The organism is Flavobacterium sp. CS20, assembly GCF_018080005.1.
Taxonomy (GTDB): Bacteria; Bacteroidota; Bacteroidia; order Flavobacteriales; family Flavobacteriaceae; genus Psychroflexus.
The window spans coordinates 1106897-1130953 of sequence record NZ_CP073015.1; the positions used below are offsets into that span (position 1 = coordinate 1106897).

General features: G+C 32.7%; 21 protein-coding genes. 7 read left to right on the forward strand and 14 right to left on the reverse strand.

Translation table 11 applies throughout. From position 1 onward, the window contains the following. Positions 1-2: 2 nt before the first annotated feature. The 14 genes from IGB25_RS05340 to IGB25_RS05405 form a co-directional block, all read right to left on the reverse strand. A complete protein-coding gene (locus IGB25_RS05340) occupies positions 3-3284 on the reverse strand; it encodes a TonB-dependent receptor (protein WP_211066479.1) in 3282 nt (1093 codons plus the stop codon). Between the two features lie 109 nt (positions 3285-3393). Further along, the gene (locus IGB25_RS05345) at positions 3394-4422 is read right to left on the reverse strand and encodes a FecR family protein (protein WP_211066480.1); all 1029 of its coding nucleotides are present in this window, start codon (positions 4420-4422) and stop codon (positions 3394-3396) included. A 504-nt stretch (positions 4423-4926) separates the two neighbouring features. Next, entirely contained in the window at positions 4927-5490 is a 564-nt protein-coding gene (locus IGB25_RS05350) for an RNA polymerase sigma factor (RefSeq protein WP_211066481.1), read from the reverse strand. Between the two features lie 622 nt (positions 5491-6112). After that, positions 6113-6997, reverse strand: a complete 885-nt coding sequence (locus IGB25_RS05355; RefSeq protein WP_211066482.1) for a dioxygenase — start codon at positions 6995-6997, stop codon at positions 6113-6115. Next, complete coding sequence (locus IGB25_RS05360) at positions 6981-8030, reverse strand: LLM class flavin-dependent oxidoreductase (protein ID WP_211066483.1); 1050 nt, start codon at positions 8028-8030, stop codon at positions 6981-6983. Before IGB25_RS05360 ends, IGB25_RS05355 begins: the two co-directional genes overlap by 17 nt. Before the next feature lie 58 nt (positions 8031-8088). After that, positions 8089-8970: an SDR family oxidoreductase gene (locus IGB25_RS05365; protein WP_211066484.1), complete on the reverse strand. Its 882-nt coding sequence runs from the start codon at positions 8968-8970 to the stop codon at positions 8089-8091. A 451-nt stretch (positions 8971-9421) separates the two neighbouring features. Continuing rightward, complete coding sequence (locus IGB25_RS05370) at positions 9422-12181, reverse strand: Eco57I restriction-modification methylase domain-containing protein (protein ID WP_211066485.1); 2760 nt, start codon at positions 12179-12181, stop codon at positions 9422-9424. A gap of 30 nt (positions 12182-12211) precedes the next feature. Further along, the gene (locus IGB25_RS05375) at positions 12212-13081 is read right to left on the reverse strand and encodes a type I restriction enzyme HsdR N-terminal domain-containing protein (protein WP_211066486.1); all 870 of its coding nucleotides are present in this window, start codon (positions 13079-13081) and stop codon (positions 12212-12214) included. Between the two features lie 399 nt (positions 13082-13480). After that, complete coding sequence (locus tag IGB25_RS05380; protein WP_211066487.1) at positions 13481-14347, reverse strand: hypothetical protein; 867 nt, start codon at positions 14345-14347, stop codon at positions 13481-13483. A gap of 3 nt (positions 14348-14350) precedes the next feature. Next, complete coding sequence (locus IGB25_RS05385; protein WP_211066488.1) at positions 14351-14815, reverse strand: hypothetical protein; 465 nt, start codon at positions 14813-14815, stop codon at positions 14351-14353. A 147-nt stretch (positions 14816-14962) separates the two neighbouring features. Beyond that, positions 14963-15811, reverse strand: coding sequence for an IS3 family transposase (locus tag IGB25_RS05390; protein WP_247653713.1), 849 nt, complete (start codon positions 15809-15811; stop codon positions 14963-14965). Continuing rightward, positions 15757-16215 carry a helix-turn-helix domain-containing protein gene (locus IGB25_RS05395; protein WP_247653637.1) on the reverse strand — a complete coding sequence of 153 codons (459 nt, stop codon included), beginning with the start codon at positions 16213-16215 and terminating at the stop codon, positions 15757-15759. The genes IGB25_RS05390 and IGB25_RS05395 overlap by 55 nt, the downstream gene beginning before the upstream one ends. 200 nt (positions 16216-16415) lie before the next feature. Beyond that, positions 16416-17138, reverse strand: coding sequence for a hypothetical protein (locus IGB25_RS05400; protein ID WP_211066489.1), 723 nt, complete (start codon positions 17136-17138; stop codon positions 16416-16418). 2 nt (positions 17139-17140) lie between these two features. Continuing rightward, positions 17141-17866, reverse strand: coding sequence for an ion transporter (locus IGB25_RS05405; protein ID WP_211066490.1), 726 nt, complete (start codon positions 17864-17866; stop codon positions 17141-17143). Between the two features lie 282 nt (positions 17867-18148). Here IGB25_RS05405 and IGB25_RS05410 point away from each other — a divergent pair, with 282 nt between their 5' ends. The 7 genes from IGB25_RS05410 (at position 18149) to IGB25_RS05440 (ending at position 23997) form a co-directional block, all read left to right on the forward strand. Continuing rightward, positions 18149-18481, forward strand: coding sequence for a single-stranded DNA-binding protein (locus IGB25_RS05410; RefSeq protein WP_211066491.1), 333 nt, complete (start codon positions 18149-18151; stop codon positions 18479-18481). Between the two features lie 267 nt (positions 18482-18748). Beyond that, positions 18749-19087 (forward strand): 30S ribosomal protein S6, encoded by a 339-nt coding sequence (rpsF, locus tag IGB25_RS05415; RefSeq protein ID WP_211066492.1) that lies wholly within the window; start codon positions 18749-18751, stop codon positions 19085-19087. 3 nt (positions 19088-19090) lie between these two features. Next, entirely contained in the window at positions 19091-19387 is a 297-nt protein-coding gene (gene rpsR / locus IGB25_RS05420; RefSeq protein WP_125085365.1) for a 30S ribosomal protein S18, read from the forward strand. A gap of 12 nt (positions 19388-19399) precedes the next feature. Continuing rightward, positions 19400-19849, forward strand: coding sequence for a 50S ribosomal protein L9 (gene rplI / locus IGB25_RS05425; protein ID WP_211066493.1), 450 nt, complete (start codon positions 19400-19402; stop codon positions 19847-19849). A gap of 116 nt (positions 19850-19965) precedes the next feature. Further along, a complete protein-coding gene (locus IGB25_RS05430) occupies positions 19966-21174 on the forward strand; it encodes an ATP-binding protein (RefSeq protein ID WP_211066494.1) in 1209 nt (402 codons plus the stop codon). A gap of 60 nt (positions 21175-21234) precedes the next feature. After that, on the forward strand, positions 21235-23157 hold the full coding sequence (locus IGB25_RS05435) for a BatA domain-containing protein (RefSeq protein ID WP_211066495.1): 1923 nt from the start codon (positions 21235-21237) through the stop codon (positions 23155-23157). 6 nt (positions 23158-23163) lie between these two features. Beyond that, positions 23164-23997 (forward strand): dihydroorotase family protein, encoded by an 834-nt coding sequence (locus tag IGB25_RS05440; RefSeq protein ID WP_371815952.1) that lies wholly within the window; start codon positions 23164-23166, stop codon positions 23995-23997. Positions 23998-24057: the final 60 nt, after the last annotated feature.

Genomic DNA, 24057 nt, shown 5'->3' on the forward strand with positions numbered 1-24057 from the left:
AATTAAAAAGTTACATTAAGATTTAAAGAGTACATTTTGGTAGAAGGATATAAAGCTCTTTCACCATTAGATTCAAACTCAGGATCAAATCCCTCATAAGAAGTAAATGTAAAGGGGTTTTCACCTATTAGAGTTAATGTTAGGTCTTGAATATTGAGATTTTTTGTCAATTTTTTAGGCAAAGAATAGCTCAAAGCTATATTCCTTATCCTCACAAAGCTCACATCTTTATAAGCTAAGGTAGATCCTAAGAAAACGCTTTCCTGACTTACATTAGGGCGTGGATTTGCGTTGGTAGGATTTTCTGGCGTCCAATAATCAACATCTAAATTATTATATCTTCCTGCAAGTCTGTTATTATTGACGTAAAATTGAGAAAAGGTCTTGTAGTTTTGACGGGTATAGAGTACAAAAGATAGGGCTAAATTTTTATAGGTAAAGCTATTGGTAAGACCGCCTATCCATTCAGGGTTTGCAGAACCGATGATGGTTCTATCATCCGCATTGTATAAACCATCATTATTGATATCTTCAATTTTTATATCTCCAGGTGCAAATCCTGTCGCTTCTGCCACTTCTGCTTCATTTGTCTGCCAAATACCAATTTTTTTATAATCGTAAAAGACATTGATAGGTTGCCCAATAAACCAATTATTTCCAACATCATCCTGACCGTTTCCAAAAAGTTCGGTAATTTTATTTTTATTGGTAGCAAAAGACAAATCAGCTCTCCAATTAAAATCTGAAGAATTAAGAATATTTTTAAAGGATAAGTTTATTTCTAAACCTTTATTTCTTGTAGATCCAATGTTTTCTAAAACACTTTCAAAACCCGTACTCGTAGGGATACTTCTCGGTAACAAAAGATCTTCTGTATCAGCTACATAATAATTTATAGAACCTCCTATGTGTTGGTTCCAGAATTCAAAATCAAGACCCAAGTTGAATTGTTTTGTAGTTTCCCACCGCAAATCTGGATTTGATAAAGAACCAGGAACAAAACCAAGAACACCATTATCTCCAAAAGCATAGGAACTTGAATTTAAAAAACTAAAAGTTTGATAGGGTTGTATTCCTGTATTTCCAGTTTCTCCATAGCTAACCCGAAGTTTTAGATCTGAGAAAGTAGGTAATTTAAAAAATGGTTCGTCAGAAATACGCCAAGCCAAAGTCGCTGAAGGAAAGAATCCCCATTTATTTCCTTCTGCAAAACGAGATGAACCATCAGTTCGAGCGGTTACAGTTAGGAGATAGCGTTTTTTAAATTGGTAATTAAGACGTCCAGTATAAGAGAGAAGCCTCCACTTTTGATAATTAGATCCAACTCCTGTGATTTCAGTAGCAGACCCTAAATTATTATACGATTGTGAATCATAGGGCAAATCTCTGACATTTATAAAACTTGACCTCGTGACTTGATTTTGATAACTTTGCACTAAGGTTGTTGATAGTGAATGAGATTCATTAAATTCATGATCATAGCTTAAAATATTTTCTACGGTTATAGAAATAATATCAAAATTATTTTTTCCAGCCAAAGAAGCTCCTCCTTGAGAATTAGTGGTTTCACTTCCATAAAAATAGCCTTGCTTTCCAAATTGTAGATCAGGATCGACTTTCAACTGGTAGGTCAAATCATCTGTTATTTTATATTCCCCATAAATACTCGAAAAAATACGAGTTTTAAAACGTTCATCTACTGAATTTTGAATATCAGATAACGGATTTACGCGTTGGCTTTCATCATTTGTAGGACGAAAACGAATGTTTCCTTCTTCATCATAAGGAACCCCTAAAGGGCTTAAACGCAACACATTATCATACAAGTCGTTTTGGGTAAAATCTTGTTTTGAATAGCTACCGAATGAGGACACACCAAACTTAAATCTCTCATTTACTTTATGATCTAAATTTATTCTTAAAGATGCCCTGTTATAAGTTGAGCTTTCAACAATTCCCTTTTCATCAAAAAAATTTATAGATGTAGCAAACTGTGTTTTTTGATTGCCACCCCTAATAGATATTTGGTGATTCTGTTTATAGCCTGGGTCGTATGTAAAATCCTGCCAATCTGTAAAGTTTCCGTTTGCCAAAGATTCTAAAGCGATATTATCAAAAATCTCCTCATCGTCTGGATAGCTTCCATCAGGTCGTATGGTTCGGTTAGCTTCTCTCCTTAGTTGGGCAAACTCTTCACCGTTCATCAAGTCAATTTTATGAATTACAGAGGTTATACCGTAATAACCGTCATAGGTGATGCGAGTCTCTCCTATCTCTCCTCTTTTGGTAGTGATAAGAATAACACCGTTTGAAGCCCTAGAACCATAAATAGCTGTGGCAGATGCGTCTTTTAAAATCTCAAAAGAAGCTATATCATTGGGGTTAATGTCATTTAAACCGCCACTGATGGGAATGCCGTCTAATACAATCAAAGGTTCATTATCAGCACCGATAGATCGTGCACCCCTTATGCGTATGTTAGTTGGCGAACCAGGCTCATGACCACCATTAAAAACATCTACTCCCGAAACTTGCCCTTTTAATAACTGTAAAGGATTGGCTACTGGTATATTTTTAAAATCTTCACTATTTACAGATTCTACTGAACCCGTTACATCCCGTTTTTTTTGCTTTCCATAACCTATTAAAACCACTTCGTTTAAGCTCGTAACATCACTTTCTAATTGAATATTTATTACTCTACGCTCATTAACTGAAATGGTTTGTGGAATGTAACCTAAATATGAATATTCCAATTCTACGTCTAAATTAGGGACATCAACAATATATCGACCGTCTAAATCGGTTATGGCACCTGTATTAATCCCTTTTACTTTTATATTCACTCCTGGTATAGGTTCTCCTGATGTTTTATCGGTTACTACCCCAGTAACTTTTCCTGGTTCATCCTTTTGAATTATGATGATATTGTTTCCATTAACCTCATAAGTAAGAAATGTTTTTTCTAGTAAACGCTTTAACACTTGTTCTATACTTTGATTTTCAAATTTTAGGCTTAGATTTTGGTAATTATTTACTTGTTCTTGGTTAAATACAAACTTTAAGTTACTCTGGGCTTCCACTTGTCTAAACCCATCTATTAAAGGTGCATTATTGAGTTCTACAGAAACTTTTATTTCAGAAATGTTCTGTGCCTTTACAATCCCAATATTATATAAGGATAACAATAGCATAAAAATCAATGATGTTTTTATAAATTTTTTAGAAAAAGAAATATTTTTGTTCCAACTAAAAAATAGAATTGTTTTGTAAGAAATTTTCATAAATTTGAATGTTTAATAGTTTGAGATGGTTATTGAATTGAATGTTTTTGAATTAATCCAGTAATTCAAAATACAAATATCGGTCTAGTAGGTTTTACCTAAAGTTTTTTTACTGCATATTTTTATCTTTTTTTAAACAACCTTTTCCCGTTATAAGAATTTGGTCATGGGTTAATAATTTGTATGATGTAGGGTTAAGCCGGCATAGCATATCCAATATTTCATTTATAGATTTATCAGCATTAAAACTTGCTGTGATAGGGCAATTTTTGGCAGACTCATTTTTAAAAGTTATAGTTACCTGATATCTTTTTTCCAGTATTGTGGCTACTTCCCCGAAATTTGATTCTTTAAAAATCAACTGTCCATTCTTCCATTCATTCCAATTTGGATTGCTTATTTGAGTGGTATGTATCTTATTGGTACGATGGCTATATGTGAGTTTTTCATCCTTTGTGAGTAAACTTAGTCTTTCATTTCCTCGAGATACTGAAACCTTGCCCGTTGCCACCGTTACTGAAATGTTTTCACTGTCTGGGTAAGCACTAATGTTAAATGAAGTGCCTAAAACTGTGGTTTTTAAATCCTGAGTATAAATAGAAAAAGGTCGTTTTGCATTGTGTTGCACTTCAAAAAAAGCTTCTCCTTCTAAGTATATTTCCCGATAATTTTCTTCAAATTTTCTTGGATATCTAATTTTGCTCGTTGTTGTTAACCAAATCTTAGAGCCGTCAGGTAAATTGATGTTTTTGATTTTTCCTGAGTTGTTTTCAACAAGAACATCATCGGCTAATTTCATATTTGAAAACCAAAACGCAACAGCACCAGACAAGCCAATTAGCAGAAAAATGATAGTCGCGATCTTTCGGAAACTAAAGGCTGGTTTTGATTTTTTGGTATTACCTATCGCATTTTCTTTTCTAAAGAATATTTTATTTCGAACCAACTTCTTAGCGTTATCCAAATTAAATTGTGGATATTCACTCTCATCAAAATTCCAATTAGATTTAATTTCAATATATAATTTTAAATCCTCAGGGTTTTCTTGAAGCCACCTCTTTACTCTCTCATCTTCTTCTGCAGAAGTCTCTTTTAAGAGATGTTTAATTATGAGTTCCCAAAAATCCTGTTGTTCCATAGTTTTACCTTTCTACTTATAAGACCCCAAAACCCAGTTTTTTTCCCGACTCATGCTATTACCAAATTGTTAAGGTAGAGTTAGCTTTAGGTTTTTATATTTAACGTGAGTTCGATATAAATTCCAGTAAAATATATTCATATAAAACACAGATATTTAATCATTTGTCATGTTGACAGAGCGATGCATGAGCGACGAGACATCTCAGTAGGATGAGATTTCTCCTCATTCTTCGTTCGAAATGACAAAATTTGCTAACAAAAAGATGTAATTATCTGATTTACAGCTTTCGATAAATCTAACTCACGTTATTTAAGAAGATATTTATGAAACAATCTTATACCATTTTGAGTGAATAATATCGTTTAGATAAAGGTATAAGTTTGATTAGCTTGCTATATTTGTATCATCAGCAATGATATTTTTCGTCTTAGCAAGTGAAAAAAGTTTAATCAAAAAGTCTAACAATATTTTTTTTACTGGACTTCTTGATTTTTTATAATTTTATATTACGGATTTTAATTTAAGAATTTCTTTCAATTGTTTATCGGCCAAACGCAGTTGATTCATTACTGTTTTTTCTGAAATGTTTAAAATTTCGGCGATTTGTTTACTTGAAAGATGTTCTTTACGATTAAGCTGAAAAATCTTTCTTCTTTTTATAGGAAGTGTTTGTATCAATTTTTCCATTTCAATTTCAGTTTCCTGAAATATCAAATTTTCAAAAGCATTTGCCGATTTTTCTATACTTGTGTTGGCTACTTCTTCAAGCTGTTGATTTGCTACTTTTGTTTTGCGAATTTGTTTTAGTGCATTATTTTTAACAGCCATAAATAAATACGACTTTAGACTTGTATGAATGTATTCTTTTTTACGATTTACCCATAACCCAAAAAATATATCTGCAACAATTTCCTCACAATCTGTTTTAGCATTTATAAAACCGTAACAAAACCTACATAACAGAACATAATATTTCTCCATTAAAATTTCTAAAGCCTTTTCCTCATTATTTTTGAGTCTTTTCAGCAAATCGGCATCGGATTCATATTTATTTGCTAATTTCATTTTTTTATCCTGTTAGCATTTCATAGGTGTTAATCAACTATTAATAAAACCATAGATGGCTTCAAAAATATTTAGTTCATAAGAGATAGTTATTAAATCAAAATTAAGGTTGGGTTAAGTAAAGTAGATGATTTTTTATAGACTCCAAAAAATGTATTATACCGTACTTTTAGCTTGAATTTGATAAACCCAAAACGCATCAGTTTAAGTGAAATTCTGATAGTAATTTTGTAACTAAACAATGCTATTTGGTTGCCAAAAGCCCATTCTCAATACACTTTTCTCAATCTTTATGGTTAAGAAAAGTCTCAAATTGACCTATTCTTGCCTAGCCTAAAAATGATGGAACTCGTAAAATTTTATATTTTAACGTGAGTTCGATATAAATTCCAAAAAATATATTTCTATAAAATACAGATATTTAATCATTTGTCATGTTGACAGAGCGATGCATGAGCGACGAGACATCTCAGTAGGATGAGATTTCTCCTCATTCTTCTTTATCAATGACGTTTTTTTATAATATACACATATTTAGATAATTACAACATTTTTTCTTTTCTTTTTTGCATCGCCCAAAAAAGAAACAAAAAAGTCTATGCTTACAAATATTTATCTAAATTTATCGTTCAATAATAAAACTGCGTTCGCTAAAAGCTGGTATAGTTGGCTCGCCTCCGAAAAAATACTTGATTTCATCATCTTGATCCATAAGTCCCAAACTGTAAAGTACAGGTACATAATGATCAGGCGTGGGAGCAGCTAACTTACTCAACTTATGACTGTTTTCGTAGTTAATGATATTGACAATGTTTCGGGAATCAATCTGTTTTTTAATCCAAGCATCATATTCTGTCTCCCAACCATAAGGCGTCTTATCATTTTTGTACAATTTTTGGCTTGCTAAAGGTAAGTTGTGTATAAGGGCACCACTTCCTATAATCAACACGCCTTTGTTACGCAATGATTTTAGTTGTTTGCCCAACTCATAATGGTAGTCGGGTTTAGCGTAATAATCAATACTCATCTGAAAAGCGGGAATATTGGCTTCTGGAAATAAATGCATCAGCATATAGTACGCACCGTGGTCTAATCCCCAATCGGTTGTTTCAGAAACGGAAGGAACAATTTTCTTTACTTCGTGAGCAATTTCGGGCGAACCTTTAGCGCGGTAATACACTTTGTAGTATTCTTCAGGAAAACCATAATAATCGTAAATCTGTTTTGGACTATGCGAAACATTAACGTAAGTCCCTTTGGTACACCAATGTGCTGATACAACCAATGCCGCTTTTACCTCATAATTTTTTTGAAGATTAATTCCTAAATCATAAAGTTTTTGCCAAAATTCCCTGTCACTTCTTGAAACAGGAATATCCATCGGGTTGCCGTGAGAGGTAAACAGCACGGGCATTTTCTTACTTTGTGTAGGTAAAGTATCTGTGAATGATTTAAGTTGATTTAATGTGGTCATACCTGATGTATCAAAATTAGACTTCGGTTTCAATTTTTGCTTTAACAAGCGGAATTACTTTTGTGGCATAAACGCTTATTGCTTTTTTGACAATATCGTGGGGCATGGTTGCCAAAGGCATTTGAATGATAAATCTGTCGATGTTCAAATGTTTGATGAGCAAAATAATTTTGTTCGCAACTTCTTCAGGACCACCTACAAATAATCCTTGTCCTGGTGAACGTGCATAATCAAATTCGTCTCTAATGTAAGGTGGAAAACCGCGTTCTCCTAATAAGTGATTTCTGTAATACTGTATGTATGGAAAAAATGTGTCGGCAGTTTCTTGATTATCATCCAGCACAAAACCGTGTGCTTGAACACTAAATTTTAAGTTATCCGAATCGTGCCCACTTTCTTGTGCTACCGCACGATACAATTTTGGGTATTTACTGAAGTCAACAATGTTGCCACCCAACATGACCAAAACCACGGGAAGTCCGTGTTTTGTCGCTTTAATAACGATACTTCGCGAACCACCTAACGCCATAGAGATATTCAATGGTTTTTCGGTGCGTGGATAAACCCCTAAGTTGTCAATCGGGCTTCTTGTCTTTCCGCTCCACGTAACAAACTCGTTGTCTCTTGCTTTGAGCAACAATTCAAGTCGTTCATCAAACAATAAATCGTATTGATTAAGGTCGAAACCAAACAATGGAAATGATTCGGTAAATGCTCCACGCCCAACCAACAACTCTGCTCGGCCATTACTGATAGCGTCAATTGTTGCAAAGTCTTGATACACACGAATAGGGTCGCTGGTCGATAAAACGGTAACAGCACTACCCAATGTAATGTGTTTGGTTTTTCCCGCATGCATGACCAACACAATGGCTGGCGATGAAACTGCAAATTCTGGTCTATGATGCTCGCCTACGCCATAAAAATCAACTCCTAACTCGTCGGCTAAAACAATGTCATCAACCACTTGCCGAATGCGTTCTGCTTGTGAAATAGTTACGCCCGAATGTGGGTCGGGCATAACATCGGCAAAGGTGGAAATGCCAAATTCAATGTTCTTTTTCATACGTTATAATTACTCAAATAAGGCAATTTTTTTAAGCAGTTTAGCATCTGAATATCTTTTATTTTTTAAATTTTGACGAAAGATATTTTTTAACTGTAGTGGGTTTACGTCCGAGTAATTGAGTTAAATCAGTAGTAGAAATATTCATAGTATCAGCAAGAAAAGCAACCGCAAATGCTGTAAACATTCGTGCAAAATCTTCTGGTACATCATGTCGCATCAAAGTTTGCTTATAAACTTCAGGTTCGGGAGTAACATAGTTGATGGCAACTCCAGTAAGTTCTGAAATGTAATTGGCAATTTCTCCAAATGATATGGGTTGTTCGTTTCCTATTAAGTAAGTTTTATTGTCGTGACCGCTTGTCGTAAGCACGTTAGCAAGTGCCTCAGCAACTTCGTTACGCAGTACAAAATTTACTTTTCCTTTACCAGCTGGAACAAAAATGGTTTTGGTTTCCAATACCTGTTCTCCTACGTAATCCATTAGCATATCCAAATAAAAACCATTATCAAAAAGAGTAAAAGTAATACCCGATTCTTTAAGGTATTTTTCGGTTTCTATATGATCTTCGGCTATAAACCAAAGCGGAGATTTGGGATCTTCTTCGGTTCTCATAAAACTGGTATAGACGATATGCTTCACGCCATTTTCTTTTGCGACTTTGATGGCATTGATGTGCTGTTCTGCTCTGCTTTTGTTCATTTCGCTGGATGAAATTAAAAGCATAGTTTCTATACCTTGCATTGCAGAACGCAGGTAATCAATATCATCATAGTTACCTATTTTTACATCTATTCCTTTAGATTTTAGTTCGGCAGCCTTACCTTCATCCCTCGCCAAAGCTGAAATTTGATTGGCTACAACACCTTTTTGTAGCAGAAAGTTTATCGTTGCTTTTCCTAAGTGACCTGTTGATCCTGTGATAAATAACTTGCTCATAATTAATTTGTTTAGAAAATTATTGTTTTAACTATTCAGTCTTACTATACTTTAGAATTTCAATAAATTTCTATAAAATTAGCTATTATTAAAGAAATATTGATAATTTTTAAAAAAACATTATGCTAATTTAATGTGAATTGGACTAATAAAATTATGGTATTTTGAGCACTTTCAAATCAAAATAATTTATTTGATAAGAAATGAGCTTTTTTAAGATACTAATGCATTAATAAAAGCAATTTTTGTAAGCTAATTTTATTTAACTCATTATCAAATAATTGTAATAGGGATAATATTATTTTTCTTCTGTAAAACACTTGTGTTGGGTTTTTCGAAATATAGGGCAAAGTTAGCGAAAACTATTTCTGTTTCTAAAATAAAGGCTCTAAATAGATATTATTGTTACTAAATTCCGTTCTACTCGGCTTTTAGCGCTGGCTTTTCATTTTTATATATTCTTTTCTATCGTTGCAATTTCAGTCGGTTCAATGTCGTAAAGCTCGTAGATAATCGAGTTGATTTTGTTTTCGGCTTTTCCCAACTCCGTTTTTAGTTGCTCCAATTCTTTTGTCAGTTGTATTTCTCGGTCAAAATTGTTTTCCGCTTTTGCTGTTTCCAACAATTCTTGGTAATCCGAACTTTTTTGTTTGTTAGAAATTATGCTTGAAACTAAATCAGCTACTTTTTCCTGAATTTCTTTTGTTGGATTAATAATTGGCAAATTCATTAACGGCTCTTTGTCCACTTGATATAAATCGCCTTGCATTTTTCCTTGATATTTCAACCAAAATGCAATTAGATTACTGTTTAATAAACCTGTTAAATATCTCTGGTTTAAACGTTCCGTTTTGATTACGTTAAAAGTCAACATCACATAACAATCAAACTCTGTGTATGAAAACATTGGTCGTTTTGGGCATTTTCTCAACGAAATTATTTTTCCGCCTTTTGAGAAGAATTTTTCATCTCTTGACCAATGCAAGTTGTAGTACTCAATTGAACCGCTTTTATTTTCCCTTCTATCTTCCATTATTGGGCGATATTTATCTAAATGCTCTAAAATATGTGGTTCCGGTTTTTTCCCTTTTGGCACATAGATTAACTCTTTAGAATATTTTTGGTTGTGATAAAAAACTTCAAAGTTTTCGGGTTCATATACAGGTTTTATATATTGACTGTGGTTTAAAACACCTCTATCAATTACAAAAACACCTTGTCCAACTTCAATCTTGTTATCTTCAATTTCTTTTTGAGTAAATTTGGAAATATTTCTTGAGTTTACAACATCAGGATTCGGCACTATACCTTGAGCAATTTCTTTTTTGTCAAAGGCAAAATTTTGTTTCGCTCTTATTTTTTCTAAAATTAAAGTTAGTTCAGCATTTACAAAATTAATAGGTTTATCTAAGTTTTCTTTTCTATCGATATTGGCTCTAAAATATTCGTATTTTTCATCTTTAACACGCTCTAAAAACAATTGTGCATCTTCGTGTTTTATTTTGCTGTCATTTACTTTTGAAAAGTTGAAGTTATAGTTTTCATTATTTTCAGAACTTTTCATTATATAAATCATGGTTTGAATACCTGCCGAATCAAAAACCTTAAAATCGCCAAAATCTATGAATTCTGTGAGTTTTCCTTTGTTCAGCACTATGTTTCTAAATTTTGAAGCGCCTGAATTGGTAATCCAATTATTGGGTGCGATATAACCAATCAATCCATAATCTTTTTTAATGATGTTTAATGCCAAAGCACCAAAGAAATACCACAAATCCATTTTGCCTTGATAACAAGGATGGTCGTGTAAACCGTCAAAAGCTTGTCGGTTTGTGTATTCTTTAATATACGGCGGATTACCGATAACCACATCAAATCCGCCAGTAAATTCAGGCTCAAGAGCTTCATCAATAGTACAACACATTTTTTCGATGATACTTTTTATAATTTTATCGTGTTGTGGTAATTGGTGTTTAGTTCTGTTGTTTTGTATATAAGTAATGGTGTTTTGTAATTGCTCTTCGTTCATTATTTCTTTTGGAGCACTATACTTTTGTTGCCACACGAGTTTGTATTCTTTTTCTTTATGCATGGGTTTATCCTGCAAGGAATCATGACCCCTTGCAATATCCCTTGCGTATCTTGAGTCATTTACTCTCTTTGCGGTGATTGATTTTATTTTTTGCATTATGGATGCAACTTCATTGATATCACAAGCAATTAACAGATGCATGTGGTCAGCACAAATATTATACGCCAGAACTTTAATTTTGTCTTTTTCAACAATTTCAGCAATGGTTTCTGTAATAATTAAATCTTCTTCTTTTGTGAAATAGATGATGTTTGGGTATGGGTTTGTTCCCATCTCTCTTTTTTCTCTTACTTTATAATCCATCATCCTTTTGGATGTACGGCTGTCATGAACTGCCGTTGTAATGTGATATAGTTTTTTATCTTTTTCCTTAAAAACTTGGGGAAACTCTTTGTGCCAATCAAATTCACTTGTTAAAAGTGAGTTGCCACATTTTATGTTATTGTTTAATTTGGAAAGTTTGCGGTCTTTTTTTGCGGTGCGAAGCCAAAGTGATAATTGGGCAATTTCAACACTTTCTTCGTTGATATCTACACCAAAAAGATTGTTTTCTAAAATGTTCTTGTCTGTATCGAACAATCTCAATGGTGAGTTTGTCAAGTCTGCAATGATGTCGTCTATTTTTTTATGCTCTTCAATCAAGTAATTTAATGCTTGATTTAAAAATGCTCCACTTCCGCAAGCTGGGTCAATTATTTTTAAATTTGTCAACCAATTTTTGTACTCGGTCAAGGTTGTGAAAAGCTTTTTACCTTTTACCGTTAGCGTCTTGTCTTTTTTTAGAAACGAATCGTCATATTCAATTTCTTCAATGTCGAGTTCTTTTCTTTTGTCAATGCAAAGTTTACCTATTGTATTGGCAACAATATAAGTTGTGATATATTTTGGTGTGTAAAAAACACCGTCTTTCTTTCGCTTTGTTCTTTTTTGGTCGGAAACTGTGCCCTCAATTTCTGCGGTTACTTCCTCAATTTCATTGAGTGAATGCTCAAAAATATGACCGAGAATATTTACGTCAACTTCTGTATTGAAATCGTAGGTTGATAGTTTCTTTAAATCGTCAATTAAAATGTCATCATCAATGTTTAGGTTGTTGAGCAATAAATCTTCATAAAACAATCCGCCATTGTATGCAGGAATATTGTCAGGTTATTTTTTGCCTTTTCGACCAATGTTCATATATCCGAAATACTGCTTGAAAATTTCGTAAATTGGTTTGTAGGCATCTTCTTCTTTTAAGATGTCAAAACGCTTGATGATTCGTGAAATTGAATTTGGTGGCAACAATCCGCTATCTTCAGCAAACAGGATAAACAGAAAACGATCTAAAAGTTTTTGCGATTTTTTGAAAAGCAACAACTTATCATTGTCCGGATGATTTGCAATAAGGTTGTTGAACAGTTTTGTTTTAAAGTTGGAATAATCGTTGTAAAGTTCCTCAGAAATTTCCTTTTCGTGAAATTGCGTTTCTTTTTTAAGTTGTATGGGAAGATTTGAAAAAATACTTTCCTTATGAAGAATTAGGTACAGCAATTCAAATCGTTCCCTGTCGAGAAAAAACAAGTCAAACTCCTCAAATTCGGTAGAGTAATCAATGTAAAACCGAAGTTTTTGAAAATTTGAGGTTATGATGTATTTACACTCTGGCTGATTGTTTTTATAGTTAAACGCTTGTTGCGTTATTTTTGTCAAGTCCTTTGTTTTTGTTGACTTCAACTCAATTACTGCAATTGCATTTTCATCTTTAAGTATTGCACCGTCTGCTTTTTTTCCGTCCGTTTGGTTTTTAAATTCACGTTGTAAATCAAAATTTTCATCTGGTCGAAGTGTATAACCGAGAACGTCAACAAATATTTCACGTAGAAATCCGTCTTGATATTCCTCTTCTTTGAGCGTTTTTATTTGCTCTATTTTTGTTGGATTGTAATTCAGTCGGAATGTTTGGAAAGCCTTTTCCAACTTTTCTTGGTCAAGATTTTTAAGGTGTTTTTGTATGACTGATTTCTGAAATATTGGCATTTATTTTCGGTTGTTTTTTCTTTCACAAGATACATTTTTTCGAGCATTGGTAAAAACAACTCTTTTGGTTTTTCGACCTTGGGTTTTAACTTAGGCAAAAAACCAAATGTATTTAACCGTGAGGTTAGCTTTTTAGCTTCAAACTAACCTAAAATTATACCACTATAAATCAATCATTTATATTTTATTCGAAGTTTCAACTTTCAATCCTAAATTTACTCATTTTACGTTAGCCGAGGGACTAAAGTTTCTATGAGTCTATGAGGGATTGTTGCCAACGGTTCGCGTGTATGAGAAGTAGCGGATTTTAAAGCACTACACTTTCGGTCTGGCACTGACTTTTATTAAAAGCACTGACCTTTGATTTAGCACTGAAACCGCTATTTCTTATACACGCTGTTAGCCACTGGCTTTTTCTTTTTTGCTTATTAGTTTCACGTATTCTTTCAAGTTAGTTTCATCATAAAATACTCTTTTATCGAAGCGTTCCATTATTCTATTTAGTCGATTAATATTTAGATTAGCTCTTTGCCTAATGTACCGTTTAACTTTCTTAACTTTTTCTTTTTTGACAGTCATAAAATCAAGTCTTATAAAGTATGATTCGTAAATGCTGTAAAGCGATAGGCAGTATAAAAAAGGCAAAAACAAAATTGTAAGCAATATCGGTAAAATGAACGAGTGTAATGTTCCTAATTTGAAAAAATCAGAATATCCATTAGCCATTTTATAGATTGAATATATTAATAGTGCGAAACCAAAAATTGTCATTAAATTCGTCAGTAATTTTGCCACTTTTGCATTCTTTGAATCTAATTCAGCAACCGCTTGTAACATTACAATAAAAATCAAAATGGGAAGTAAAATTAGTTCTGTTAATAAGCTGAAATTATAAAAGTTAATTACAAATTCCAGAATCGCAATCACTTTTATGGTATCGATAATAATTGATTTAAAATAATTACTGTCTTTAGCTTTGTTTAGGCTAAAACCTAAAACAAAGCCAACCGAAAAAAGCCAAAAAATAGAATCTTTTATATCAGCTGAAGTCCAAAACCCTAATGATTTTAAAAGAGCGAATACTCCAAACAAGTAAAGTCCTAAAGCTAAATAAATTGCAAGAAAATATTTGCCAAAAAGTAATTTTACAACATCCGCCAATGAATTTCTCATTGACTTTTGTGTTAGTACAAAAATCATAAAAATCCCAAGCCAAATTAATAATGAGATTTCTCTGTTGCTAAATATTTCTTGTAGTCTGCTCAAATATTAAAAATGTGTAAGTATTGATTTTATTACTTGATTTGCATTTCTGAAATTTTCTTCTTGTAGGTCAATCTGCATAAAGTTTTTTAATCCGTGAAAAAGATTATTTCGATATCTAAAAACTATAATTGAGAGTGCTAAAACTATATCGGAAGTTACATTGTCATTACTCAAAAGGACGTTTGCAACAAATTCTTTTCTATCTCCATTTCTAAAGTTCAGATGTTCAAATCGTCCATTAGTTGTTCCATTTTCCGTATATCTATTTTTAAAATATTGAAAATTTTCTTGAAAGTCAGCAATTTGAAATTCGACTGGATTTAGTCTTTGGTCTAAACGATTAACATTGCAATGATTTCCGCAAACCAAATTTTCGAAGATGTTCCAAAGTAGAGAAAAGTCTTTAATATTTGTTAGTTCTTCTTCGGTGAAGTTTGTTCCGTATTTTTCGTTTATCCATTCAATCATTATAGTTCGGATTTTTGTATTATACTGATATAGGTTGACTCTTTTTTGGTTATTGATTAGATTATCGATCAAAAGTTATTTCCAATTTTTTTTCTCTGCTTTTTGAATGAAATTTCAAAAAAATTAGAATAACTTTTTACTTTGTGCTCATATTTTAATTTCCTGTAAATTTAAGTTATTTTTTCTATACGACTTGTATTTGATGTTCGGATTTAAATGAACCTCTGCTGGTTTTCTAAGGTCGAGACTAAAATGCGTTCTTAGGTTATTATAAATATATACAGCTTGATGAGTCATATCTCTAGCTATTTCAGTGTTTTTGATGGTTTGCTTTAAACCATATTCATATTTAAGAGTTCTGTTAATTCTTTCAGCTACAGCATTTTCATAAGGGTCGTATTGTTCGGTCATGCTCATTGTAATGCCATTGTTTTCAGCAAAGCTTGTGTATTTAGGATTACAATACTGGAAGCCTCTATCGGAATGATGAATGAGTTCTTGGTTAGGGTACTTTCTGTTTTTAATAGCCATAGCGAGTGCATCTTTGCAAAGCGATGTTCTCATATGGTTGTCGAGTTTATAACCCATAATTTGTTTAGAATAGGCGTCTGTAACCAAGGCGAGATAGTTGTGTCCGTTTTGCGTTTTAATATAAGTGATGTCGCTTACCCAGAGTTGTTCAGGTCTTCTGGGAACTTGGTCTTTTACAAGGTTTTTATATTTTTTGTACATGTGGTTAGAGTTAGTTGTGGTGATGTAATTTTTACTTTTTGGAACAAGTAGATTATTGTGTTTTAAAAAACGATAGAACTTGTCTCTACCTATCTTAATATCGGTATCTATGAAGTCTTGTTTCAATTCAGCATATAGCTTGATACCACCTGTTTTAGAGCCAACTTTCTTACGGTAATCTTTAACCATTTTAATTAGTTTTTGATGGTCTATTTGTTGTTTTTGTTGGGCTTTAAGTCGTTTGTAGAAGGCTTGTTTAGTGATCCCAAAACATCCATAGAGCCATTTTCTTTTATACGGTCTTTCTTCTTTCGCTCTATCTCTTTTGCTAATGTTTTGGGCAACGACTTTTTTGCCATATCCATTCCTGTAATGAGTTCCATATCAGCAATGATGTCTTGCTGAAAGTCTTTAACGAACTCCAGTTCTTCGATCTTTTCTTTTAATTTCTTGATTTCTTGATTTTTACTCATACCTATTTTTTGTTGGGCTAAGGTACTATAAATTCTTAGCCAGTAGGAAATAGTTGTCCGAGGAACGTCATATTTCTTTGAGGCGACTTTTCTTGAGAGCTGACCGTTTACGATTTGGTCAACAACTAATAATTTGGTTTCTAAAGTTACTTTTTGGTAGCTTTTTTTTCGCCGTTGTTCTTTTTTTGATTTCATAAGTGACTATAATTAATGGTTTAATTTTTAGTCAACCTATTTCAGGAAATTACATTTTTTAAGCTTGTGGCTAACGGTTTGCGTATATGACTTGTGGCGGTTTTCGAAGCACTTTCTTGTCGGCTTGCAACAAATTGACTTAAAAGCACAAAGCTTGAATTTATCACTTTCCCCGCCATAAGTTATATACGCTGTTGTGCTTAGTTTTTTATATTAAATTGACTAAAGTAAACGTATTCAGGATTAAATTCTTGGTCAAATTTATCTTCCTTCATTAATAAAAGTTTCAGCAGTGATATCAAATTAATTATAGGAACAATTACTGTCCAACACAACAAAATCGAAAGGACTGTATAACCTGGTGATTTCAAATAAGCCCATTGAAAACCTAACAAAGGAATTGCAAGTAATACAGCAGTATTTTTTGACTTTCTCTTGTTTTTCGCTATTTCTAGATTTTGCTCAATGTGATTTTTAATATCATTGTTGAACTTGTCCATGAGTCTTACAAATTCATTTCGTCTTTCTTCTAGGTAGTCAACACTTTTTTCTTTATAATCATCGTCAACTAAAGCACTTCCATGATTGAATTTGTCGTTGTATTGATTAATTAGTTCTGTTATGTCATTAATCTCACTTAGCGTTTGATTTCCATTGAATTCTATATTAGAAATTACCAAGTCGGTTAATTCAATCAGTCTTGATATATTTCCTTTGTTCGTTGAAACAAACTTCACTTTATTAATTTCTTTGATACTTTTTACAACGTCACTATCAGATGGTTTTATTCTCCCTGAATAGTCACTTGCACCTTTTACTGCATAATAATTAGCACCTTTTAAAATTGAATTTGCACCTGCTCTTCCAAATTCACGACCAAATTGTCTTGCAAGACCACTTACTACGTCATTAAGTATGTTCATTTTTAATTGTTTTTATTGAGTTTCTCTTTTTCTATTTCTCTAGCTTTTGATAAAGCACTAGCAACGAGTCCTGCTGGAATAGTTACAATACCTACACCAATTAGTAAAATAAAAAATGTAAATATTTTTCCACCTACAGTAATTGGATAAACATCTCCATAGCCAACAGTCGTTAGTGTTACGACAGCCCACCATCCACTATGTATAACAGAGGAAAATAGCTCAGGTTGTGCTTCGTTTTCGAAGTAATAAATACCTGCAGAAGCTAGAAAAATAAATATTGCTGTAACTATGAGAAATAAAACCATTTCTTCTTTTACTATTCCTTTTGCAATATGAAATCGTTTCATAGCCTTATTGTATCGAACAAGTTTCAAGGTTCTAAATATTCTAAAAACCCTGAATGCTCTTAAAGCTCTAAGGTCATACGCTGTTCTTAAGTAAAAGGGAAAGATTGCTAAAAAGTCTATTAGCCCGTAAAAGCTAAAAATATATTTCAAAGGCTTTTTAGCAACATAAATTCTTAAAATGTACTCAAGAGTAAAAATTGAAACGCAAATTATTTCAAAAGTGGCAAGAAAATCTATCGTTTTTTTTGAGTTGTCTGGTAATGTCTCAACTGTAAAAGCTATAAGGGAAGCAAGTATCAAAAACTGAATGAAATAGTCAAAAATCTTACCCTTCCTTGTGGTATTATCTTCTACTATTTTTCGAATTTTCTCTTTCATTCAGGGTTTTCTTAAATTAAGCACAACTTCAGTATATACCAACAAATATAAAACTTTTTTAACAATTTATTAATTTTTTATAAATATTTGTTTATTAGGTTTTTATGCATTTACAAATAGTTACAAACAAAAGTAAACGAAAGTAGATGTTTATTTACCGAATATCTCTTCCCTCCTATCTCATCTTTGTCCTGTCGTTTTGTTACGGCACTGGTTTAGAAACCCTAAATCGGTTTTATGTTTAACTTGTTCCGCCAAAGGCGGAATCAAAAATTTTATATTATGAATAATTTACGTAACCATGTGCAATTAATGGGAAGATTAGGTCAAGACCCAGAAATCATCAACTTAGATTCTGGTAAAAAATTAGCGAAATTCAGTTTAGCTACCAACGATTATTTCACCACTGCTAAGGGTGAAAAAGTAGAAAATACCGACTGGCACAATATTGTGGCTTGGGGCAAAACTGCTGATATTATTGAAAATCACGTCTCTAAAGGTCAAGAAGTGCTGATTGGTGGTAAACTGACTACGCGTTCTTATGAAACTAAAGACGGTGACAAACGCTACATCACTGAAGTGGTTTGCAATAATATTGTGATGACGCAGAAATAGGTTTTGCAAATGAATAAAATTTCATGTTTAGTTCAAACCTTATAATCTAACAACACAATATTTAAAAAGTCATTGCTAAGCTGTTTTCTGCTGAAATGCAGGAAACAGCCGTGGCAATCTTGGGATATATAATTGTGTTTTGAGGTTTAAAAAGTGAATTCATATACTTCAAAAGCCATAAATTACTCTTATTTTTATTTAGCAGAAAATCTTGCAGTTAAAGATAAAAAGTTTATTTTTGCACCCGTTTAATTTAAAACTATATTTATGAACCAGTACGAAACTGTTTTCATTTTAAATCCCGTTTTATCTGAAGATCAGATAAAGGAAACAGTCAAAAAGTTTGAAGATTACTTATCTTCAGAAGGTGCAGAAATGGTGCACAAAGAAGATTGGGGGCTAAAAAAATTGGCTTACCCAATCGAAAACAAAAAAAGTGGCTTTTACCACTTGTTAGAATTTAAAGTGAAGCCTGAAATCATCGATACTTTTGAGTTGATGATGAGACAAGATGAACGCGTTATGCGTTTTTTAACTGTCAAGTTAGACAAGTATGCCGTAGAATGGGCAAGAGAACGCGTAAAACGAACCAAACAAAAAGCTTAAGCGATGTCAAAAATTGAAGAACAATCAAAAGAGAAAAACGAAGGCGAAATCAGATATCTGACGCCTCTTGATATTGAAACGAAAAGTAAAAAACGTTTTTGCCGTTTTAAAAGAGCTGGCATCAAATATGTTGATTATAAAAATGCGGATTTCTTGATGGAGTTTGTGAACGAGCAAGGTAAAATTTTACCCAGACGTTTAACAGGAACTTCTTTGAAATACCAAAGAAAAGTTGCTCAAGCTGTAAAACGCGCAAGACACTTAGCCTTAATGCCTTATGTAGGTGATTTACTTAAATAAAACGAAAAAAACATGGAACTTATACTGAAAAAAGACGTTGAAAATTTAGGTTTTGCTGACGATGTGGTAACAGTTAAAAACGGCTATGGTCGAAATTTTTTAATCCCTCAAGGGTTTGCGGTTTTAGCCACTTCTTCTGCCAAAAAAGTTTTGGCTGAAAATCTTAAACAACGTGCTCATAAAGAAGAAAAAATCATCAAAGAAGCTAAAGATGCTGCTTCAAAACTTGATGGTTTAGAACTTAAAATTACAGCTAAAGCTGGTGCAGGCGATAAACTTTTTGGTAGCATTACCAATGCTGATTTAAGTGAAGCCTTGGCCGATAAAGATGTAGAGGTTGACAAAAAGTTTATTTCTATTCTTGGTGGCAACATCAAAAGATTGGGGCAATATGAAGCCAAAATCAGATTTCACAGAGAAGTGGTTGCTGATTTTACCTTTGATGTTATCGCAGAAGCTTAAATAATTTATTGTTATTTATTAAACCAAACCTCGTCAATTGACGGGGTTTTTTATATAAATTTATCAAGTGCATAGGAATTACTTTTAATTTTTGTTAAATTGCCCTTTTAATGAATATGCAAACATCAACTCCTTCTGAAATAGAACAAAAACGTTTAAGAGCTCTAAAGTCTCTTAACATTCTCGATAGCCAACCTGAAAAAGAATATGATGATTTGACCGAATTGGTCGCTTACATTTGCGACACACCTGTAGCAATGATCAGTCTAATTGATAAAGACCGACAATGGATAAAATCTAAAATTGGTATTGACTTTTGTGAAACTGAACGCAAGATTTCGTTTTGCACACATGTCATCAATCAACCTGATGAAATATATGAGATTGAAGATACCTCAACCCATGAATTGTTTAAGAACAACCCTTTTGTCATTGAAGAAGGCGTTAGATTTTATGCTGGAGCTCCTTTAATTAACGAAAACGGTTATGCACTTGGCACAATTTGCGTGATTGATTTTAAACCAAAAACTTTATCAGACCAACAAAAAATAGCTTTAAAAAATTTGGCTAATCAAGTGGTAAAGCTTTTTGAATTGCGCTCTAAAAATGAAAACCTGCGTGAAGTGCAACGCAATTTAAAAGAAAAAAATACTCAACTTAGAAATTTTGCTGGTGTGGTTTCGCATGATATGAAAATGCCACTGGCCAATATCATCGTGACCATTGATATTTTAAAAAGCAAATACAAAAAAGTCTTAGATGAAGCTGGTTTTGATTATCTCAACAACCTGAAACAGTCAGCCTTTAAAATGAGTGACTATATCAGCAATATTCTTACCCACTACGAAAGCGATGAAATAACCGAAAAACAAGCTAAAGAAAACATTGATCTTCACGAACTTCTCGAAAACATCATAGAATTGTTAGACGTCAATGACAATTGCGAAATCAATCTACCAGCCCAAAACACCCAAATCAAATGCAATAAAACCGCTGTTGAACAAATTTTGCTCAACCTTATCGGTAATAGTTTAAAATATAACGATAAAGAAAAAATTATCGTCGATATAGATTTTTCTGAAGATGACTCTTATTACTATTTTAGCGTAAAAGACAACGGTATCGGTATTCCTAAAGAAAAACAAAAAGATATTTTTAAATTGTTTTCTACAGTTGCTGAAAAAGATAGACGCGGTCAAAAAGGGAACGGCATTGGTTTATCTACGGTGCGTAAACTCATCAACAACCTGGGTGGAAAGATTGACGTAGAGTCTGAAAAAGGCATTTATACTAAAATTTCATTTAGTATTGAGAAATGTGAGTAAGTTGAGTTTGATTACAATCACCATTAGCTATATTTGCCCTTAACGCTTCTAAACCTTGGTATGCAATTTTATCGCCCTGAACTTTTATATGGATTATTGGCACTTGCCATTCCTATTATTGTGCATTTATTTCAGTTGAGAAAATTTAAAACTGAACCTTTTACCAATGTCGCTTTACTTAAAAAACTCATCATTTCTTCAAGAAAAAGTTCTAAGCTCAAAAAATGGTTAAGTCTCATTGCTAGATTGCTTATCATCACATGTTTGGTTTTGGCTTTTGCTCAACCTTATTTTTCTGATTCAAAGATTGTTGACCAAAAGAAACAAATTGGTGTTTTTATAGATAACTCATATAGTATGGCTTTAAAAGGACAAAATACTTCGCTGTTTGAAAAAGCCAAAAAAGAGTTGCTTGAAGCATTACCAGAAAATGAAAATTATCATATCGCAACACATGATCAAAGTCTGAAAAATGTAAAACCTAGCGAATTCAAATCTTGGCTATACGATTTGGATTACAGTTCGGTGAGTTTAGATTTAAAAGCCATCTTTACCAAAGCTCAAAGTTTGTATCAAGCTCAGGAGAATCAACTTAACGAACTTGTGATTTTATCTGATTTTCAATACTTTGAAGAGTTTGACAGCTCAAGTCTTGACACGACTTATAATTATCATTTTATACAATATCAACCTAAGGAACAAATCAACTTTAGCATAGATACCGCTTATCTTAAAACTTCGGCAGAACAAAAAACCCTGATGTTCAAAGTCTCAGCATCTGATCAAACCACACAAAGTTTGCCAGTTTCATTGTATGATGATAAAACTTTACTCGGCAAATTTAGTTTGAATTTTGAAGATGAAACCGAAAAAAACTACAGCTTTGATATAGAACAAAACGAAATAATAAACGGACGAATTCAAATTGACGATGCCAGCCTGAGTTTTGACAACAAACTATTTTTTTCAATAGCTGAGCCTGAAAAAATTAAAGTTCTAATCATTTCACAACAAGCTACATCTTATTTAGACAAGGTTTATAACAATGAAAGATTTGACTACCAACAAAGCCTTATTGGCAATTTAGAATATGCCGATATCAGTCAAGCTGATGTAGTTATTTTAAATGAACTTCAAAGCATTCCAAACGCGTTAAAAATCAGCATAGAAAATCATATAGCTGAAAATAAAGTATTGGGCATTATTCCTTCAAAAGACATTGACTTGAACAGTTACAATGATTTGTTTAATGCTTTAAATTTAAGACCATATTCTGCTGTCAATTCTAATGAAATTAAACTGACTACTATTGCTTTTGAACATCCTATTTTTGAAGATGTGTTTACACAACGTATTCAAAATTTTGACTATCCTAGTTTTGAATCCTATTACAGAAGTTCAAATCCACAAAAAGCCTTAGCCTTTAGTAATGGTTTAGCTTTTTTAGAATCGCAGAATAATATTTTTAGATTTAATGCGACTATTGAAGACAATTCAAATTTTAAACAATCGCCGTTGGTCGTGTTAAGCTTTTATAATTTGGCATTACAAGCTCAAACCAAAACTCAGCTTTATGCAGAAATAGGACAATCTTATCAATTTAACATCAAAACTCAACTCAATCCTGATGAAGTTTTAAGTCTGTCTCAAGATGAATACAAATTCATTCCTAAACAAAATGCAAAAGGACAACACATTACGCTCCAATTTGATGAAAACCTAAACACGCCAGGACATTATGCCATTACCAATACCCAAAATGACACGTTATATCAGTTGGCATTTAATTTAAATCGTAAAGAAAATCAATTTAATTATTTAGATGTTTCTAATTTTAACAATGTTAAAACCTATGACAGCTTTACGACTTATGCTCAAAATTGGTCTGAAAGTCAAAATCAAAAAAGTTTATGGCAATGGTTTATCGCTTTTGCATTGATATTTATGATTATTGAATTACTTTTGTTGAGATTTATTAAATAAGACTTTATGAGATTGCTTATCAAATCAGCAAAAATTATTGACCCAAAAAGTCCTTATCATCTTAAACAAAAAGATATTTTTATTGAAAATGGCAAGATTAAAGCCATAGAAGACAAGGTTGATGAGAAAGCAGATAAGCAAATTACATATAAAAATCTCCACGTTTCTCAAGGTTGGTTTGATTCTTCAGTCTCTTTTGGCGAACCTGGTTTTGAAGATCGAGAAACTTTACAAAATGGCTTAGATACCGCGATGAAAAGTGGATTTACGAGTGTGATTTTAAATCCCAATACCGATCCCGTTATTGACAATGCCGCTTTGGTTCAGTATTTAAAAACCAAAACCCAAAGTCATATTGTCAACGCTCTAATTTCAGGAGCATTAACCGAACAATCAAAAAATCAGCAACTTGCAGAATTGTTTGATATGCATCAACACAATGCAGTAGTGTTTGGCGATTATAAAAAAGGGATTCAAAATGCCAACCTACTCAAATTGGCTTTGCAATACACCAAAGCTTTTGAAGGTTTGGTTCAAGTTTTCCCGATTGAAAACAGCTTGAGTGAAAAGGCACAAATGCACGAAGGCGAAATCAGCACAAGTCTCGGTTTAAAAGCACAACCACGAATGGCTGAAGTGATTCAAATAAAAAGAGATTTAGACCTATTGAGATATACCGATTCGAAAATTCATTTCTCTTGTATTTCTACAGCAGATTCAGTTGAACTTATAAAACAAGCCAAAAAAGAAGGTTTGGATGTGAGTTGTAGCGTTGCTATTTCCAATTTGATTTACACAGATAAAAAACTGCAGGATTTTGATACCAGATATAAAGTTTGACCACCATTAAGAGAAACTTCAGACCAAAAGGCTTTAATAAAAGGACTCAAATCTGGTGTT